Annotated in this window: 22 protein-coding genes; 20 read left to right on the forward strand and 2 right to left on the reverse strand. The window is 51.6% G+C overall.

The genetic code is table 11. The features are described from left to right. Positions 1–16: 16 nt before the first annotated feature. Entirely contained in the window at positions 17–253 is a 237-nt protein-coding gene (locus CJA_RS08340) for a PA3496 family putative envelope integrity protein (protein WP_148208830.1), read from the reverse strand. 215 nt (positions 254–468) lie between these two features. Here CJA_RS08340 and fliE point away from each other — a divergent pair, with 215 nt between their 5' ends. The 19 genes from fliE (at position 469) to CJA_RS18655 (ending at position 17,396) form a co-directional block, all read left to right on the forward strand. Then, entirely contained in the window at positions 469–843 is a 375-nt protein-coding gene (fliE, locus tag CJA_RS08345; protein WP_012487333.1) for a flagellar hook-basal body complex protein FliE, read from the forward strand. A 78-nt stretch (positions 844–921) separates the two neighbouring features. Next, the gene (gene fliF / locus CJA_RS08350; protein WP_012487334.1) at positions 922–2,631 is read left to right on the forward strand and encodes a flagellar basal-body MS-ring/collar protein FliF; all 1,710 of its coding nucleotides are present in this window, start codon (positions 922–924) and stop codon (positions 2,629–2,631) included. Then, positions 2,624–3,655 (forward strand): flagellar motor switch protein FliG, encoded by a 1,032-nt coding sequence (gene fliG / locus CJA_RS08355; RefSeq protein WP_041551336.1) that lies wholly within the window; start codon positions 2,624–2,626, stop codon positions 3,653–3,655. The genes fliF and fliG overlap by 8 nt, the downstream gene beginning before the upstream one ends. A gap of 18 nt (positions 3,656–3,673) precedes the next feature. Further along, complete coding sequence (locus CJA_RS08360) at positions 3,674–4,495, forward strand: flagellar assembly protein FliH (RefSeq protein ID WP_012487336.1); 822 nt, start codon at positions 3,674–3,676, stop codon at positions 4,493–4,495. 4 nt (positions 4,496–4,499) lie between these two features. Beyond that, a complete protein-coding gene (gene fliI, locus CJA_RS08365) occupies positions 4,500–5,888 on the forward strand; it encodes a flagellar protein export ATPase FliI (protein ID WP_041551338.1) in 1,389 nt (462 codons plus the stop codon). 8 nt (positions 5,889–5,896) lie between these two features. Continuing rightward, on the forward strand, positions 5,897–6,352 hold the full coding sequence (gene fliJ / locus CJA_RS08370; RefSeq protein WP_012487338.1) for a flagellar export protein FliJ: 456 nt from the start codon (positions 5,897–5,899) through the stop codon (positions 6,350–6,352). A 215-nt stretch (positions 6,353–6,567) separates the two neighbouring features. Then, positions 6,568–6,873, forward strand: a complete 306-nt coding sequence (locus CJA_RS08375) for an STAS domain-containing protein (protein ID WP_012487339.1) — start codon at positions 6,568–6,570, stop codon at positions 6,871–6,873. Between the two features lie 133 nt (positions 6,874–7,006). Beyond that, positions 7,007–8,713 carry an ATP-binding SpoIIE family protein phosphatase gene (locus tag CJA_RS08380; RefSeq protein WP_041551341.1) on the forward strand — a complete coding sequence of 569 codons (1,707 nt, stop codon included), beginning with the start codon at positions 7,007–7,009 and terminating at the stop codon, positions 8,711–8,713. 30 nt (positions 8,714–8,743) lie between these two features. Further along, positions 8,744–9,088 carry an Hpt domain-containing protein gene (locus CJA_RS08385; RefSeq protein ID WP_041552138.1) on the forward strand — a complete coding sequence of 115 codons (345 nt, stop codon included), beginning with the start codon at positions 8,744–8,746 and terminating at the stop codon, positions 9,086–9,088. Positions 9,089–9,260: 172 nt separating this feature from the next. Next, positions 9,261–10,643 (forward strand): flagellar hook-length control protein FliK, encoded by a 1,383-nt coding sequence (locus CJA_RS18650; protein ID WP_012487342.1) that lies wholly within the window; start codon positions 9,261–9,263, stop codon positions 10,641–10,643. A gap of 190 nt (positions 10,644–10,833) precedes the next feature. Beyond that, positions 10,834–11,403, forward strand: a complete 570-nt coding sequence (locus CJA_RS08395; RefSeq protein WP_012487343.1) for a flagellar basal body-associated FliL family protein — start codon at positions 10,834–10,836, stop codon at positions 11,401–11,403. 11 nt (positions 11,404–11,414) lie between these two features. Next, a complete protein-coding gene (fliM, locus tag CJA_RS08400; RefSeq protein WP_012487344.1) occupies positions 11,415–12,434 on the forward strand; it encodes a flagellar motor switch protein FliM in 1,020 nt (339 codons plus the stop codon). After that, entirely contained in the window at positions 12,424–12,825 is a 402-nt protein-coding gene (gene fliN, locus CJA_RS08405) for a flagellar motor switch protein FliN (protein ID WP_012487345.1), read from the forward strand. The genes fliM and fliN overlap by 11 nt, the downstream gene beginning before the upstream one ends. 146 nt (positions 12,826–12,971) lie before the next feature. Continuing rightward, positions 12,972–13,508, forward strand: a complete 537-nt coding sequence (gene fliO / locus CJA_RS08410) for a flagellar biosynthetic protein FliO (RefSeq protein WP_049765430.1) — start codon at positions 12,972–12,974, stop codon at positions 13,506–13,508. A 10-nt stretch (positions 13,509–13,518) separates the two neighbouring features. Next, on the forward strand, positions 13,519–14,358 hold the full coding sequence (gene fliP / locus CJA_RS08415) for a flagellar type III secretion system pore protein FliP (protein WP_012487347.1): 840 nt from the start codon (positions 13,519–13,521) through the stop codon (positions 14,356–14,358). A gap of 12 nt (positions 14,359–14,370) precedes the next feature. After that, positions 14,371–14,640, forward strand: coding sequence for a flagellar biosynthesis protein FliQ (gene fliQ / locus CJA_RS08420; protein ID WP_012487348.1), 270 nt, complete (start codon positions 14,371–14,373; stop codon positions 14,638–14,640). A gap of 7 nt (positions 14,641–14,647) precedes the next feature. Beyond that, on the forward strand, positions 14,648–15,433 hold the full coding sequence (fliR, locus tag CJA_RS08425; RefSeq protein ID WP_012487349.1) for a flagellar biosynthetic protein FliR: 786 nt from the start codon (positions 14,648–14,650) through the stop codon (positions 15,431–15,433). Continuing rightward, positions 15,433–16,572 (forward strand): flagellar biosynthesis protein FlhB, encoded by a 1,140-nt coding sequence (gene flhB, locus CJA_RS08430; RefSeq protein ID WP_012487350.1) that lies wholly within the window; start codon positions 15,433–15,435, stop codon positions 16,570–16,572. Before fliR ends, flhB begins: the two co-directional genes overlap by 1 nt. 104 nt (positions 16,573–16,676) lie before the next feature. Continuing rightward, the gene (locus CJA_RS18655) at positions 16,677–17,396 is read left to right on the forward strand and encodes a pYEATS domain-containing protein (RefSeq protein WP_012487351.1); all 720 of its coding nucleotides are present in this window, start codon (positions 16,677–16,679) and stop codon (positions 17,394–17,396) included. 238 nt (positions 17,397–17,634) lie between these two features. Here CJA_RS18655 and CJA_RS08440 read toward each other — a convergent pair whose 3' ends face one another. Next, positions 17,635–18,222 carry a hypothetical protein gene (locus tag CJA_RS08440; RefSeq protein ID WP_012487352.1) on the reverse strand — a complete coding sequence of 196 codons (588 nt, stop codon included), beginning with the start codon at positions 18,220–18,222 and terminating at the stop codon, positions 17,635–17,637. A 321-nt stretch (positions 18,223–18,543) separates the two neighbouring features. Here CJA_RS08440 and CJA_RS08445 point away from each other — a divergent pair, with 321 nt between their 5' ends. Next, the gene (locus CJA_RS08445; RefSeq protein WP_041551343.1) at positions 18,544–18,744 is read left to right on the forward strand and encodes a DUF2788 domain-containing protein; all 201 of its coding nucleotides are present in this window, start codon (positions 18,544–18,546) and stop codon (positions 18,742–18,744) included. The last annotated feature ends 11 nt before the right edge of the window (positions 18,745–18,755 follow it).

Genomic DNA, 18,755 nt, shown 5'->3' on the forward strand with positions numbered 1-18,755 from the left:
TAGTGTCGCAGGGCGTTTAATGCGTCCTGCGGCGCCGTATTTCAGCATCCAGCTCTGATGCATATTCAAAGTCGTATTCACGCAATTCCCTGCGCAGGCGTTTTTCCTCCAGCATTTTTTCCACTCGACGGCGACATTCCATGTTGCGCCTTAGTTTTTGTGTCTTGCTTTTGGCAACCACAATATCGGCAATAAACTCACTCATCGCCTCATCAAGTACATCCCATTCCGGTGAAACAAGCGCGCTCATCATCCTGCTCCTGTGCTGTTGGGTTGTGCAGGAAATTACTCTGGCTCAATGACAATCCAGTGACACTGTGATGGCAGAAGACGTGTATTCGCATCTGCATGGCAGGTGAGCTATTGCCGGGCGGCAAAGATTGGCCTGTTTTGTGCAAAAACTCCCACAGCAACGGCAAATCCATCAGGAATGCCAATTTTTTGTCAGTGTTTTGTAGGGTGTGAACCATGACCGATCGCGTTGATATCAGCCGCCTGCTCAGCGATATGCGCGCGCTTAAAGCGCAAACCCAGGTATTTCAACGTCCTGAAGCCCTGCGTGGTGAAGGTTTGCACAATGGTATGCGCACCCTGGAGGGGGTAGAGCAGCCCACCAAGGTTCCCAGCTTTGGCGATTTAATGACGCAAGCGGTCAGCAAGGTGAATGAAACCCAGAAAGCCTCCAGCGCAATGGCCGATGCCTATGAGCGCGGTGTCGCCGGTGTGGATATCACCGATGTCATGATTGCTTCGCAAAAGTCATCGATCGCTTTCCAGGCAACTGTTCAGGTGCGCAATAAGTTGATTGAAGCCTATCGCGATGTAATGAATATGCCCATTTAATGGTTAACCGGATAAGCATTAAGCGCCCAGCTATTTCCTGTCCCTATAAAAACCAACACACTTTTCAGAGTTACGACTATGGCAACCGAAGCAGCAATAACCGACTCCAAAGTGCCAGCGCAATCCCGCCTTGGTGGCGATTTCCTTGAGGGTTTCAGCAGCCTGAATTTGCTGCGCCAGATCGGCTTGATTATTACCCTGGCCGCCAGTGTTGCGATTGGCTTTGCGGTTGTCATGTGGATGCAGGGTGACGATTACCGTCCGCTCTATGGTCGTATGGATAACCTTGACGCGGCCAATGTGATTGATGTGCTCGACCAACATAAAATCAAATTCAAAATGGACACCAACACCGGGGCCATCCTGGTCGCTGCTGACGATGTACACATGGCGCGTTTGAAACTGGCGGAATTTGGCTTGCCCTCAAGCCCGGTTGCCGGTTTTGAATTAATGGATAAAGAACAGCCCCTGGGCACCAGCCAGTTTGTTGAAAACACGCGCTACCAGCGCAGTATCGAAGGCGAACTGGCGCGCACCATTACCAGTATTACCAGTATCCGCAGTGCGCGTGTGCATCTGGCCATGCCGAAAAAAACAGTTTTTGTACGCGATGCCGCCAAGCCCACCGCTTCTGTGTTTGTGGAAGTATTTGCCGGCCGCACTGTGGCACCGGCACAAGTGAAGGCCATCATGAACCTGGTCGCTTCTTCTGTGCCGGATATGAAGATGGAAAACGTCACTGTGGTCGACCAGCATGGGAGTTTGCTGTCCACCGGTGAGGAAAGTTCGGATTTGCTGTTGGCAACCCGGCAACACCAATATGCCAAAGAAGTGGAAACCAGTGTTATCCAGCGTATCAACAGCATCCTTGAACCGGTGGTTGGCGATGGTAAATTCCGCGCCCAGGTCAATGCGGATATTGATTTCACTGCAGTGGAGCAAGCCGCTGAAACCTTTAACCCGGATTTACCGGCAATCCGCTCCGAGCAAACCCTGAATGAATCGCGCACCGGCAGCGAGCTGGCGGGCGGCATTCCCGGGGCACTGACCAACCAGCCACCTGGCACGGCAGCCCAGGCGCCTGAGCAAATCGATCCTGCGACGGGGCAACCCATACAGCAACAGCCGCCCAAAAATAATCGCGAACAGGCGACCCGCAACTATGAACTGGATCGCACCATCAGTTATACCAAGCATCAACAGGGCACACTGAAACGCCTTACTGTCGCCGTTGTCGTCGATGATAAAGTGGTGCGCAATGCGGAGGGGGTAGAAACCCGTGTGCCCTGGACCGATGCTGAACTGGAGCGCTTGTCTATACTCGTGAGGGACGCCGTTGGATTCAGTGCTGTCCGGGGCGATAGTGTGAATGTGCTTAACTCCCCCTTCTCTGGCATTGATGCAAGTGTGCAAACCCAGGTTGAAGATGCCATGCCTTGGTGGCAGCAATGGATAATGGCCAATATTAAGTACCTGGCCGGTATCCTGGTGATTTTGATCGTTGTTTTTGGCTTGCTGCGCCCCCTGTTTAAAAGCCTGTCGCGTACCGGTAGCAGTATTGCCGATGAAGAGGAGGCGCGTGAATTGGCTGCCCTGGAAGCTGCCGGTGCGGGTAAACTGGACGGTATTTCCGATGAGACCGTAACCCTGACAGGCGGCAGTGCCTTTATGCTGCCAGGACCGGAACAGGGCTACGAAGAACAGATTAATGCGATCAAGGGCCTTATTGCCGATGATCCGGGCCGTGTGGCCCAAGTGGTTAAAAAGTGGATAAACCGCGATGACTGAAAATACCGAAAACAAAGCAGTCGCCAAGATGACCAAGCTGCGCTATGTCGACCAGGCAGCCATCCTGCTGATGTCATTGGGCGAGCAGGATGCGGCTGAAATCCTGAAACACATGGGCCCTAAAGAAGTACAGCGCATAGGTGCGGCCATGACCCAACTGCAAAATGTGCAGCAAAACGAGGTGCAAACGGTCATCGGCAATTTCCTGGATGAAGTTCGCACCCTGACGGGACTGGGTGTTGGCGCGGATAATTACATTCGCAAGATGCTGATCACAGCCCTGGGGGAAGATAAAGCCAATGGCTTGATTGACCGCATTTTGCTGGGGGGTAATACGACGGGGCTGGATACCCTGAAGTGGATGGATGCCCGCTCGGTTGCCGATATTATCCGCAATGAGCACCCGCAAATTCAGGCGATTGTTATCGCCTATCTCGATGCGGACCAATCTGCCGAAATCCTGACCTATTTTACCGAGAAGGTGCGCCTCGACATCATGATGCGCGTCGCTTCCCTGGATACCGTACAGCCCAGCGCCTTGCAGGAACTTAACGATATTCTCGAAAAACAATTCTCCGGTAACGCTGCATCGCAAACCAAAGCCATGGGTGGCTACAAGGTGGCAGCGGAGATCATGAATAACCTCGATGGCTCCATCGAAGCCGAATTGATGGATAGCATCAAAGAAATTGATGAAGACATGGGCAACCAGATCCAGGATCTTATGTTTGTCTTCGAAAACCTCAAGGATGTGGATGACCGCGGTATCCAGGCCTTGCTGCGCGAAGTGTCATCCGACGTGCTGGTGGTTGCCCTTAAGGGCGCCGACGAAGACCTCAAAGAGAAAATCTTCAAAAATATGTCCAAACGTGCAGCCGAATTGCTGCGCGATGATCTGGAAACCAAACCGCCAATGCGCCTTGCCGATGTGGAAGCGGCGCAGAAGGAAATCCTTATCACGGCGCGCCGTATGGCCGATGCGGGCGAAATTGTACTGGGTGGCAGTGGCGAGCAGATGCTCTAACCCCGCCGGGATGTATTTATGACCGAGAACCATACTATCAACCGCATCCCGGCGGAAGAGGCCAAAGACGCTCGTCCCTGGGTATTGCCGCCGGTCAGCGATAACGGGCGCGTGCTTTCATCGGCTGAAAAAGAGGCGAGGGAGCGGCGCGATGCCCTGTTGCGCGGGCGCAATGAAAAAATTGAAGTGATCGATATTCCTGAGCCGCCGCCGGCCCCCGGCATCAGCGCAGAGGACATGCAGGCCATGTTCGACTCGGCGGAAAAAGAAGGCTTTACCCAGGGGCATAAAGAAGGCTTTGCCAAAGGCAATGCAGAAGGCTATGAGGCGGGGCGCCAGCAGGGCTTGATGGAAATGCGCGCCCAATTGGTTGCCGAGCAACAGCGCTTCCAGAAGTTGGCCAGTGCCTTATTGCATCCTGTTCAGGAACAGGATGATGACCTCGAACAACTCCTGTTGGATGTGATTTGTACGCTCACCCAAAGTGTGGTGCAGCGCGAGTTGCTGACCGACTCCTCACAGATTCTCGAGTTGGTGCGCAAAGCGGTGGATGCACTGCCGGTGGGGAGTAAAAATATCCGTATCAGCCTTAATCCCGATGACTTGGCCGCCGTGGAAGCCTATGCGGATGAACAGCAGCTCGATTGGAAATTCCACGGTGACAATAGCTTGCAACCCGGTGGTTGCCGGATAGAAACACCGGACAGTCGCGTGGATTATTCGGTATCAACGCGCTTGCAAACCCTGCTGGAACAGTTTGTCTCCCAGCAATTGGCCGCTAGCGATGAACCGGGGTTATTGGATGAAGCCCCTGACGACAGTGTCCAACCTGCGGGCTAGCCCTATGTTTGAACGCCAAACAATCAGTTCCCGCCTGCGTCGCTACGCTCCCCGGCACCTGGCGGTTACCGAGCCGCAGGCAGAGGGCCGTATTACCCGTGCAGTGGGACTGACCCTGGAGGCGGTTGGCCTGAATGTGTCGGTGGGGCGCCAGTGTGAAATTATCAATAGCGATAATCGCCGTATCGAAGCAGAAGTCGTCGGGTTTGCGGGTGACAAGGTTTTCCTGATGCCGGTCAAGCGGGTAGAGGGACTCCAACCCGGTGCCAGGGTCATTCCTGTTGCCGGACAGATGGGCATGCGCATAGGCCCGCAGTTGCTGGGGCGTGTTATCAATGGCATCGGACAACCGCTGGATGCTAAAGGGCCTTTGGCGGGCGATGAATACCTCGATTTTAACCCGCGCGATATCAACCCCCTGCAACGGCACCCGATCAGTGAAACCCTGGATGTCGGGGTGAGGGCGATCAACGCCCTGATTACCGTGGGGCGCGGCCAGCGACTTGGCCTGTTTGCCGGCTCCGGTGTGGGCAAGAGCGTCCTGATGGGTATGATGACCAAGTTCACGACGGCCGACATAGTGGTGGTTGGCCTGATTGGCGAGCGTGGCCGCGAGGTGAAGGAATTTATTGACCATATCCTGGGCGAGGAAGGCCTGCGCCGCGCAGTGGTTGTCGCCTCACCGGCCGATGATGCTCCCTTGATGCGTTTGCGCGCCTCCCTGCTCGCCAGCCGGATTGCCGAGTATTACCGCGACCAGGGGCAGAATGTCCTGCTGCTGATGGATTCCCTGACCCGTTTTGCCCAGGCACAGCGCGAAATTGCCCTGGCAATTGGCGAGCCACCTGCGACCAAGGGGTATCCTCCATCCGTGTTTGCCAAGATTCCCCAACTGGTGGAGCGGGCCGGTAATGCCGCAGAAGGTGAGGGTTCGATTACGGCTTTCTATACCGTGTTGACCGAAGGGGATGACTTGCAGGACCCGATTGCCGATTCGGCTCGCGCCATCCTCGACGGTCATGTGGTGCTATCGCGCCGTCTGGCGGAAGAGGGCGTTTATCCGGCAATCGATGTGGAGTCCTCTATCAGTCGCGCCATGCAGAATATTGTTGATGACGAACACCTCAAGATGATGCAGCGCTTCAAGCAGCTCCTGGCGCGCTACCAGCAAAACCGTGACCTGATTGCTATCGGTGCCTATACCCAAGGGGCAGACCCGGAAACCGATGCCGCTATTGAGCGCTTTCCCCACTTGCGAGCCTTTATTCAGCAGGGCATTCGCCAGCCGGTGCATATGGCGGAATCTATTGGCAATCTCAAGGCACTGCTCAAGCCGCCCGCCAATACCAAAGGCAATAGCCCTTTGGCGGCACAACATCGGACACCGGGGTGACCTGAGCCATGGCTGAGTCCCGTGCACAGCGAATACGGGTAGTGCTCACCCTGGCCCAACGCCAGGAAGACACCGCGGCGGAGCGCCTTGGGCAGTATCGCGACCAGGTGCGTGGTGAAGAGGAGCAATTGGCACAGTTGCGTGATTATGCCGCCCAATACACACAAGACTATGCCAGTCAGCGCCAGGGAATCTATGCCCACCAGTTAATGAACTACAGTGGTTTTGTGGCTCGCCTTGGCGAATTGTGCCGCGAGCAGGAAGCAAAACTTAAACGTATGCAACTGACGCTCAATAAAATGCAAGAGCAGTGGCGCCAATGTCATCAAAAGCGCAAATCCATTGAAGATCTGATTGAACGATTCAAACGTGAAGACGCTGTATTGCTGGATAAGCGATTACAAAAAGAACTGGATGAACTCACTACCCAGAAATTTTCCCGTATACCTTCCCGCGACGAATAAACAAAAATGCTCTCATGTGCTTTTTTATAGACTAGGCTCCAAATCATCATAACTGGGCTATCCTTAGGTGGTGTGGCAGGAGCGCTGGCTGAGGGTATGGCATTCGCGGAAAGGTTCCCTGTGGTTTTCCTAGCGTATGTATCAACACCAGAGATGCGTATCATCGTTTACACTAGCCCGGTGAAACCAACCCCATGAGATTTACGAGGTAAGACATGGCGATAACGTCAACAGTTTCTCCTGACGGTAATCAAGTCACTATTTATATTCAGGGGCGATTTGATTTCAGCTCTCACCAGGATTTTCGCAATGCCTATGAGAAGCTACCCAAAGTGCCATCACAATATCGGGTCGATTTGCAGGGGACTACCTATCTGGACAGTTCTGCATTGGGCATGTTGTTGTTGCTGCGCGATTATGCCGGTGGTGAGCAGTCCCGCATCCAGGTGGTTAATTGTTCGCCAGATGTGAAAAAAATCCTGCTGATTTCCAATTTTGAACAGTTGTTTGATATTGAATAGTGCACCCTTGTGATCAGGCTTTGTGCCTGCTCCTGTTGTCAGGCCATGGGAGATTTAGCCTATGCACCAGCCAGGGATAGCCACAGGGGCGCCAGTACAGGAGATACAGCCCCCGGATGAAGCACCTACAACCATGAATAATCGTCGTCTCAAAATTCTGGTGGCTGACGATACGGATACTGATCGGCTGATCCTCGAAAGCATTCTGCGCAAAGAAGGGCATCAGGTGCTGTTGGCGCGCAATGGCCTGGAAGCGATCAGTGCCTATGAAGCGGAGCACCCGGATATTGTCCTGCTCGATGCCCTGATGCCGGAAATGGATGGATTTGGTGCTGCGCGAACGATCAAGCAACTGGCCGGTGATGAACTGGTCCCCATTATTTTCCTCACGTCGCTCTCCGATACAGAATCCCTGGTGCGCTGCCTGGATGCAGGTGGCGATGATTTCCTCTCCAAACCCTATAACCGTGTGATCCTCCAGGCCAAGATCAAGGCCTTCAACCGCATGCGCGAATTGCATAGCACTATGCTGACCCAGCGCGACCAAATCGTGCAATACAACAACCGGCTGTTACAGGAGCAGCAGGTTGCCAAGCATGTATTTGATAATGTCGCCCACAGCGGTTGCCTCAACGCCAAGAATGTTCGCTTTTTCCTGTCGTCCCTGGCGGTATTTAACGGTGATGTGTTGGTAGCGGCCATGCGCCCCAACGGCAACATGATGGTGTTGTTGGGGGACTTTACCGGCCATGGCCTGCCCGCAGCCATAGGTGCCATGCCCCTGGCGTCCACCTTTTACGGCATGGTGCCCAAGGGTTTCGGCATGAGCGACATCCTGCGCGAAATCAATGGCAAGTTAAAAAACATCCTGCCGGTCGGTATTTTTTGCTGCGCCATCATGCTGGATATCAATTTCCGCAAACGCCGGGTCAAGATCTGGAATGGCGGTTTACCTGATGCCTTTATCTATCGCCAGAAAACGGCAACTGTGGTGCCAGTCCGCTCCACCCATCTACCCTTGGGGGTCCTGTCCAACCGGGCGTTTAAAGATAACTGTGAATATTTTGAGCTGGCCATCAACGACCGTATTTTCCTCTGGTCAGATGGCATCCATGAGGCGCGCAACCTCAATGGCGATATGTTCGGCGAGGAACGACTCAAACAAGTCTTTGTCCAAAACCGCGAGCCGTCACGGCTGTTTGATGAAATTATTGAACAGGTGCAGCAATTTGTCGGAACCAATGATAAAGACGATGACCTTTCCCTGCTGGAAATCCGCATGGATGAACCGGCCCAGGTGGATCAGGCATTTGTGGATGCCAACCAGCGATTTGCCAATGCCGAAGTTGAGTGGTCTATGCGCTTTGAGGTAAATCCGCGTAGTTTTCGTGTCTTTGATCCGCTACCCATGCTACTTAATGTGTTGATGGAAGTGCCCAGCCTGCGCAGTTTTAGCAGCACCATTTACACCATATTGGCTGAGTTATATGCCAATGCCCTGGAGCATGGTGTACTGCAACTGAATTCCACACTGAAGAAAACGCCCAGTGGATTTAGCGATTACTACCGTTTGCGTGAAGAGCGCCTCCAACAACTGGATACAGGTTATGTGCGTTTCCACATTAACCATCGCACCCATGATGAGGGGGGTATTTTGCGTGTGCGAGTTGAAGACAGTGGCAAGGGCTTTGATTACCAAAACCGTAACCGCAATAGCCTGCATAGCCTGAGCTACAGCGGACGGGGCTTGGCATTGCTGGAGAGTTTGTGTTCGTCGGTCAATTTTATCGGTGCCGGTAATACCATAGAGGTAGAGTTTTGCTGGGTGAGTGACGATTGAATGAATAATATAACTGTGGAATTCTCCAACATGAACCATCTTGATTATGACGCACTAAATACACTCAGGGATGTCATGGAGGGTGATTTCCCTCTATTGATTGACACCTTTATTCTTGATTCCACCGAGCGCCTGCAAAAGCTGCACACCATTATTAATAGTGCCAATGCCGACTTGATTCGGCGCTCTGCACATAGTTTCAAAGGGAGCAGCAGTAATATCGGCGCGATTCAATTAGCAGCTCTGTGTGCATCCCTGGAAAAAAAGGCCCTCGATGGTGACTTGGTAAACCTTGATCAGGATTTGCGTGCGATAGAGCAGGAATATGCCCAAGTGGAAAACCTGCTGCGCGCTATGTTGCAGGTGAGCCGCTGATCAGCGAATGCCCCTACCACCTGCATTCCTTTATCTGTCCTGCGCTGTTGGCACCTACCTTGCACTTATTCCCTGTGGAACACGATATCAGCCTTTTGGGCGGCAAGCATTTGCCGCTCTTAATGGCACTACCTGGTATCGGGACGTCGATGTGTAATGGGAGCCAGTATTCATGCAACACTCCGCGCAACAAAGCGGTCTAGCCGTTAATTCGCTGCTTAACCTGAGTGCCAATGTGCCTGCCAGGACGACCAAAAGTCAGTCGAACCCAGCCAACACAGATGCAACCAGTTTCCAGCAGTTAATGCAAAATACCCGGCCAGAAGTTGCCACCCGTCCAGCCGTCAAACCTGCTGCAAGTCCTGTGCGCCCCCAGGAGGAGCGACAAGCAGATACCAGGCCGGCGCCTGCTAATCACTCGCATGAGTCTCCTCGTAAGAATCCTTCAAATCCCCAAGCGCCATCGGCTAAGTGTTCCGAGCCAGCCATGTCAGAGCAGTCTGGTGCCAACCATAAAAAACTGGCAACAGATTCGGCAGTAGAAACGAATACAGAAACCGGGATAGCAACAGACAAAGCCGATGAGACTTTAATCCCGGAACAAGAGCTAATGACATTAATGATGGGTGAGTTACCCGTCGAGCCGTCCGTATTAGTAACTGAACAAGGGGATGAAACACCAGAGCCCTTAGTGGCCCCGGAGGCGTTGCTGCTGACCGCAGGGCAAATTGCCAGTCCATTAACCGGTGAACAATTGTCTGCCGATCTTTTGGTGGAGGAGGGCGAAAGTGCATTAAAAAGCCCTTTGCTAACCTTTGCCGGACGTGGCCAGGTTTTGGTACCTGAAGGGCTGAAGCCTATAGATCCCGCCTCATTAGCGACAGACCCGGTGATAGAAGGGGAATCTGATCAGGGGATTACTCTCGATCTGGATAACTTGCAATCACAGGTGTCGAAGGTGATGCCGGAGCTGGCTAAATCCCTGGTATCGGATAAGAGCCAGGCAGGAGATAAGCCCATTTTGGATGCGTTAAAAACCCCAGCTCCACCGGCACCTGTTCCGGTGGATGCACTGGGGCGTCCCCTGGATGCAAATTCCCCTTTATCTCCGACAGCGCGGAGTTTTGTGGCGCAAATGAACCTGCCGCAGGCTATGGGGAATCCCCAGTGGAGCCAGGCTGTGAGTGATCGTGTCCTGTGGATGGCTGCTCAAAACCTGTCGGCAGCCGATATTCGCCTGGATCCGCCGGATTTAGGCAGCATGCATGTCAAGGTCAGTGTCAGCCAGGATCAGGCGAGCGTGACTTTCGTTTCGCCACATCCACAGGTGCGTGAAGCATTGGATCAGCAGGCAACACGCCTGCGTGAAATGTTTGCCGAGCAGGGGTTGAACCTGGTCAATGTCGATGTCTCGGATCGCCATCAACAGCAACGAGCACAGGATGAGTCCACCTCTGGCAATCGCTCTTCCGAGTCCCAGGCGGAAGAAGAGGCTCTCCAGGTTGTGGGTGAGAGCAGCATTGGTCAATTACGTTTAATTGATCATTACGCCTGATAGTCTGTTCTTTTTATCGCCATTCCCTCCAGCCAATGCCCGGAATTATCCCGGGTTGTTGCTAATACGTTGTTTTCGCAAGACATTCACCAGCAAAATAGTAAACCACTGCTAAGCTATCTGGCATAACAGGCAGTGGCATGGCTATTGCTGATACTATTTTGGCAGAGAAAAGCGACGGAGTTTTGACATGGCGGCAGCCCCCAAGAAAACCGATAAAGCCAATGACGCAAATGCAACAGATACCGGCACTGTAAAGTCGGATAAAAAAAAGTTGTTCCTGATCATTGGTGTGGCGGTTGTATTAATTCTGATATCCGTTGGTGGGACTTTGGCTGCGCTCAAATTTTGGCGTGGGGATGATAATCCGGATGAGGCCGTGCAACCGGCAGGGCCAGTCGCTTTGGCTCCGGCTATTTACCTGCAGCTCAATCCCAATTTCACCATCAACTTTAACGTGAATGGGCGCCAGCGTTTCTTGCAGGCAGAAATAACCCTGATGTATCGCGATCCTGTATTGGAACCCTTGTTGAAACTGCATATGCCTGCCATACGCAACAGCCTGGTTATGCTGCTCAGCAGTAAGAATTTTGATGAATTACAAACCCCGGAAGGTAAAGAGGCATTGCGTACAGAGGCGCTCAGTGCCGTTCAGGGAATTGTCGATAGAGAACAGCAAGCGCAAGCCAGTGCTTCGTCCAGTGCCGCGGCTACCAGCAAGGTGGAGCAGGTACTGTTTACCACTTTCGTTATGCAATAAGGCCAATCACTGTGCAAGACTTACTCTCACAAGACGAAATTGATGCCTTACTCCATGGTGTTGATGACGGCGATATAGAAACTGAATCGGATCTGGAGCCGGGAGCGGTCCGCGCCTACGATTTAACCAGCCAGGATCGCATAGTGCGCGGGCGCATGCCCACGCTGGAAATGATCAACGAACGCTTTGCCCGCTATACCCGCATCAGCATGTTTAACCTGTTGCGTCGTACAGCGGACGTTTCGGTCGGGGGCGTACAGATCCAGAAGTTTGGTGAGTATGTTCACACGCTTTATGTTCCCACCAGCCTGAATATGGTGAAGTTTCGCCCACTGCGCGGAACCGCCCTGATTATCCTCGACGCGCGTTTGGTGTTTAAGCTGGTTGATAACTTTTTTGGCGGCGATGGTCGCCATGCCAAGATCGAGGGGCGTGAGTTCACTCCAACGGAATTACGTGTAGTCCAGATGGTGTTAAACCAGGCATTTGTGGACCTGGGGGAAGCCTGGAAAGCGGTATTTCCCGTCAGCTTTGAATATGTTCACTCCGAAGTGAATCCCTCCCTGGCCAATATTGTCAGCCCGAGCGAAGTGGTTGTGGTCAGCACTTTCCATATCGAATTGGATGGCGGTGGTGGGGAGATGCATATCACAGTGCCTTACTCCATGATCGAACCCATCCGCGAAGTGTTGGATGCCGGTTTGCAGAGCGACAGTGAGGAACAGGACGAGCGCTGGGTGCGTGCACTGCGTGAAGACGTACTGGCAGCCAAGGTAGATTTGGAGTGTGATGTGGTTCGGCGCGATATTACCCTGCGCGATATTGTCGATTTGAAAGAGGGCGATATTATTCCGGTGGAATTTCCGGATTATCACGTAGTTACCGCCAATGGTGTACCTATGTTCCGCACGCAACTCGGCCAGCACAATGACAACCTCGCATTGAAAATACTCGAATTTATTGACCGTAGCAGTGCCTATAACGTCACGGGTACGGGTTCCGCAAACAAAGGTGATAAAAATGGCAAATGATGATATTGATCAGGATGCAATGGCGGACGATTGGGCTGCTGCCATGGCTGAGCAAGCTGATGCAGAACAGGCGGCTGCCAATCCTATAGCCTTTGAGGAGTTAATCCCCGAGCCGGGTAAAAGGAATTCCAATCCGGATCTGGATGTTATTCTGGACATACCGGTTTCCATTTCCATGGAAGTAGGGCGCACCTCCATTACAATCCGCAATTTGTTGCAGCTAAACCAGGGGTCGGTTATCGAGCTGGATCGCCTCGCCGGTGAACCACTCGATGTGCTGGTCAATGGCACATTGATTGCCCATGGCGAAGTGGTGGTAGTCAATGAAAAATTTGGTATTCGCATGACCGATGTAATCAGTCCTGCGGAGCGCATCAAAAAACTGCGCTAATCTAGGCGGGCGACAGGATAAAACCTGTTGCCCGTTTTTCGGCGCCCGTGATTGGCCAGGCAAGCATGAATTTCCCGATACTCACTCACTCCCGAAAAAAAAGCGCCGTTACTCTCGCCTTGTTCTCGGTGATATGTTTTTACCTCATGATGTCGGTGCCACTTGCGGAGGCACAAACAACATCAACTGCTGCTAATGCCAGCTCCGCCGCGCAGATTCCATCGGTGGGTTTGGAGGAACCGCTAGAGCAATCCGTTCATACAATCGATAAACCTGCTGCCTCGCCTAATTACTACAGCAAAAATACACCGGGTAGTAGCGGTCATTTATTAAGTGTCACCTTGGCGCTGGGGCTGATTGTGGTGTTGATTTTCGGGGTGTCCTGGTTTATTCGCCGTTTTGGGCAGGGCATGTTGAGTGGCAATGCCCATATGAAGATGATTGCTGCCATGCCCCTGGGAACGCGCGAGCGTATCTTGCTGGTAGAGGTGGGAGGAAAACAGTTGCTGTTAGGGGTAACTGCACAGCAGGTCAATACATTGCATGTGTTTGATGAGCCTGTTGTGACCAGTGGGGGTTCTGTAAAACATACAGAGTTCAGCCGCAAACTGATGGCAATCCTGCAGCAGAAACCGGGTGGTGCATCGACTGCCTCCGATAATAATTCATCGACACAGGGTTGAGCGGCTCATGATGTTTTTTCGGCGATTTATTGGTTGGACGAGCTTGCTGTTGGCACTGTTGGTGTTGGCGCCATGGACGCTGGCGCAAACCGCACAGCCACCGGTAACGGATTCCAATCAGTCCCTGCCGTTGGCACAGCCCTCATCGTCCCTGGGATCGTTGCCCGCTATCCCGGGATTGCCTGCACTGACCATCCAAACCAATCCGGATGGCACCCAGGAATATACCGTAACCCTGCAGATCCTCGCGCTAATGACAGCGCTGAGCTTTTTGCCGGCGATTTTGATGATGATGACCTCATTCACCCGGATCATTATTGTATTTTCTATTTTGCGCCAGGCATTGGGTTTGCAGCAGTCTCCCTCCAATCAGATTTTGATTGGCCTCGCATTATTCCTGACCCTGTTTATTATGAAACCGGTGTTTGACCAGGCTAACCATGATGCCCTCCAGCCCTACATCAATGGGCAAATTTCAGCACAGGAAGCCTTGGCTAAAACAGCAGCGCCTTTCCATCGCTTTATGCTGGCACAAACACGGGAATCAGACATCCTGTTGTTTGTCGGGATTGCCAAGCATCCACCTATTGCAACACCGGAAGACATTCCGTTCACCATACTGGCGCCTGCTTTTATCATCAGTGAGCTGAAAACGGCATTCCAGATAGGTTTTATTATTTTTATCCCCTTTCTCATCATTGATATTGTGGTTTCCAGTGTGTTGATGGCGATGGGTATGATGATGCTCTCGCCGCTGATTATTTCGCTGCCGTTTAAAATTATGTTGTTTGTGCTCGTCGACGGTTGGGCCATGATTGTGGGAACCCTGGCCGCCAGTTACGGTGTATAGAGGAGCAATATCATGACACCTGAAGTGGTAATGGATATTTTTGCGGATGCGTTCTGGCTAACGATCCTGATGCTCACCGTCATCGTAGGCCCCGGATTGATTGTGGGGTTGGTTGTGAGTATGTTCCAGGCAGCGACCCAGATTAACGAGCAAACGCTGAGCTTTTTGCCACGTTTGCTCGTCACCATCGCAACCCTGATGGTGGCCGGCCCCTGGTTGTTAACCAGGTTTATGGATCTGTTCAATCGCCTGTATTCCGCAGTGCCCGGATTAATTGGCTAGGTAAATTGTGCAGCCCCTGATCATCAGCGAAGACCAGCTCATGCAATTTATTGGTCAATATATCTGGCCAATGCTGCGTATCGGCGCTTTTTATTTTGCAGTACCCGTTATTGGTGCCCGCACTGTGCCAGCGCGTATTCGTTTGATCCTGATGCTGCTCACCGTATTTTTGCTGGTGCCCGTATTACCTCCTGCACCTGTTGTTTCCCTGCTATCGCTGGCGGGGCTTATGTTGATTGCACAAGAGGTGCTGATTGGCTTGGCGCTGGGGTTTACCATGCAGGTTGTCTTGCATGTTTTTGTATTGGCAGGTCAATACATCGCCATGAAAATGGGGTTGGGGTTTGCTGCTATGAATGACCCGTCCAGTGGCGTCAGTGTCACTGTGTTATCCCAGTTTTATTTGCTGCTTTCCACACTGTTATTTCTCAGTACCAATGGTCATTTGGTGGTGTTGCAGTTAATGATCGATAGTTTTCGCTTTTTCCCCATAGGCGGTGACGGGATAAGTACCTCTGCCTATATGGTAATAGTCCAGATGGGCTCTTGGATGTTTAGCGCGGCCTTGTTGATTGCATTGCCTTTATTTACATCGCTGATGATTGTCAATATGTCATTTGGTGTTATGAGTCGTGCAGCACCGCAAATGAACGTATTTACTGTAGGGTTTCCGATTACCCTGGTCTTTGGTTTGGCGTTGATGTATTTCAGCCTGGGGAATTTCCTGCCGCTCTATATGGAATTAATGGAAGAGGGGATAGGAATACTGCGTAACCTGGTCGAGGTGCCCTGATGGCAGAAGGCGACGATAGCAGTCAGGAAAAAACGGAAGAGCCCAGTGCGCGGCGCCTTGAAAAGGCCCGCGAAGAAGGTCAGATTCCCCGCTCGCGCGATCTCACGACGACCGCTGTTTTATTGTTGGCAGCTATAGGCTTGTGGGTTTTCGCAGAATTTATGGGAGGAAAGTTACTGGGGATTACCCGTGAAAATTTTATTATCAGCCGCACGGATATCTTTGATACCAATGCGATGATTTCACATCTGGTGCGCGCGATTTACCAGGGCATGCTGAGCATGGCACCGTTAATGGTGTTATTGTTGATCGCATCTATCGTGGGACCTATTGCCCTGGGTGGCTGGTTGATGAGCTCCAAGGCCATGATGCCCAAGCTGAGCAGGATGGACCCTATTGCCGGACTCAAACGCATATTCTCATTGAAATCCCTGATTGAACTGTTCAAGGCCTTGCTCAAGGTATCTATCATACTCTTGACGACTATCTGGCTATTATTCCTGTATGCACAAGATATGTTCCGTATCAGCGATGAAGCGGTAGGTAATGCCATTGTGCATTCATTGGAGATTTCCATTTATGCCACTATTGCATTGGCAGCTACCACGATTGTTATCGCCGCTGTGGATATTCCGCTGCAGCTCTATGAGCACAATAAAAAGCTCAAAATGTCGCGCCAGGATCTCAAAGATGAAGCCAAGGATACAGATGGCAAGCCTGAAGTCAAAGGTCGTATTCGCCAGTTGCAACGTGAGATGGCGCAGCGCCGTATGATGGCAAATGTCCCTATGGCAGATGTTGTTATCACCAACCCGACGCACTTTGCGGTTGCCCTTAAGTATGATCCTGAAACGATGGATACACCGATTATGCTGGCCAAGGGAGGGGACAATATTGCCTTGAAAATTCGTGAAATTGCCAAGGCACACAACATCGAAACCATAGAGTCGCCGCCTTTGGCCCGCGCCATTTATTACACCACGGAAATAGACCAGGCAATTCCGTCAGGCCTATACCTCGCCGTTGCACAGGTTCTTGCCTATGTTTTCCAATTGCGTAATTACCGTAAAGGCAAGGGGCAAAAACCCCAGTATCCGCGCAATATCACCCTGCCGAAGGATATGCAGTTTGATGAGTAAGGGATTTTGCAAGCCGGGGGTTTTATTTTGCGATAGGCGGGTGTATAAATTTTATCCTGGTCTATTATACTGAAGGCACCCGGGGATCAAAGGATACAGACTTCATGAGTGAACCTCCCACTTTTTACCAGACGGCCAAATCCTTAGCGCGTAACCCCTTGGGGATTATTGCCCTGTTTATCATCCTGGTTTATGCCGTTGCCGGTATTGTGATCAGTATGGCCAAGCCGGATTTTTACAATAATCCCCTGCATCCGGCAGTGTTATTCCTGGCCATTTTCCCTGTTGTTGTACTCGCTGTGTTTGCTTACCTGGTGGTAAATCACCATCGCAACCTGTATGCACCCGAGGACTATGAGGATCAAAAGGATTTTTTCCGTGGCCTGGCTGTGCCCGCGGCCCTGACAGGTGCACCGGGTGAGGTGGCCATTGCCACTTCGGATACCTCTCTAAAAATTGCCGATGTGCAAGCACAAACATCATTGAATGAGTCCTACACCGGTTTAGTGTCTTTTGGCTATGCGCTTCTGCATCATGCCGAGGTAATACAGGCGCGTACATCGCCGCGCTCGGGCCGCTATCGTGTCCGGGTCTGGCTTGAATCGATCGAGCATCGCTCGCTCTCGGATATAGAATCGGTGACTTACCATGTGTGGGATGACTTTAATCAGTCAGTTATTTCCACCGCCGATGCCAGCTCCAACTTTGATTTATGGTTGTCTATTTACGGTGAGTTTCCGGTATTGGCCTTGGTCAAAACCAAAGAAGGACAAACCTATGAATTGCAGAGATACATTGACTTGCCAGGGCGACCGCCCGATTAATGATTGGGAGTTTGGGGTAATATCTTCCCGTGTGTTCCTTGTTTTTCGTTTTTCAACAATTCATCTGCTATTACCGACGTTTTGTCCCGCGCCGATTATTCCTGCCAGATAATGCTTGGGCACATTAAGCATTCGTTTACCAGTTAGCTTATTGACTTGTTCATTGATGGGGCCTAAGGCAAGTGCGTGTGTGACACTTGCCGATGATAATGTTGGTTTTTAATGCATAACCCTGGTATCAGGGTTGTGGTTGAGATTCCGTCGGTGTGCCCAAGATGTTGTCTACAACACCATCGGTAACCTGATCCAATAGGTTATTGCGGGTATTTTCGAGCGTGCGTTCTACCTCTTTGGCTTTGTCATAGGCCGTTTGCAATTCTTTGGGCAGTTGTGGCGTCAATTTTTCTTTGGCTCCTTCTATTTGCTCTGAAATAAGGTCAGCTTTGCCATTCTGAATCAGCATAACGGCTAACTGGTTAGTATCTGCATTCCATACCATACCTGCTTTGTCAGCAACTGCCTGGAATTGTGGCGGTGCGTAGCGTGATGCAATATAGAAAAGAGCCCCCTCTTGCTGTATCTCCTGGGCAGTATTGAGCAACTTCATGGCGGGTTCGTACTTGTCTCCCAATAACGCCTGCATACGCTCCTTGATGATGGGGCGCTCCAGTAATTTCACTTCAGTCGGATCAAAACCGACCAATGGCTTAAATATAGCCTTCATCAACATAGCTTGGGCGCGGTTGCCAATGAGCACAGACGCACAGGCAGTGAGGGTGGTCAGGATCAGGGTAATAATCAGTAGTCGGCGAGCGTTCTGAGACATAGGTATTCTCGATAACAGGAGGGTGGATAGACTGGGTAAGCACCAGGATGTCGCCGATTGTGCGCGATTAGCTGCCTGTCGTCCAGTTGCAGGAAAATAGTGGGATAAGTAGCCAATTTATGGGTTGTTCCTGCTTGATTGGCATTGGTTATAACCACTTAAATAGGATTGTCAGTATAAGTGTATGATTTTTGCTCGCCTTCGGCCTAAACTTCATGTGCTCTTTTCGTTACAATAGCGGCCTTTTTCTCTCTGCCCATGCCTGACAATGGATATGGTTGCGGAATTTCCTTTTCACTATTGACAGCAGGTTATGCCTTTATGACGGTTGAGCAATTTGAAACCTGGTCGCTCTATATTTGTGTTTCAGCCCTTATCCTGTTCATGTTTTTTATCGTGTGGGATTTGGCCAAAAAATCCAAGGCAGGCAAGTTGGGGACCTTTGTGCTTTTTGGTGTCCTGGGCCTGGCATTGATAGTGTTTGTTGGTAAAGAAATCGCAGTACATGTCATTGAGGGTTAGGACGTTTTCGT

The sequence above is a fragment of the Cellvibrio japonicus Ueda107 genome, assembly GCF_000019225.1.
Classification (GTDB): domain Bacteria; phylum Pseudomonadota; class Gammaproteobacteria; order Pseudomonadales; family Cellvibrionaceae; genus Cellvibrio; species Cellvibrio japonicus.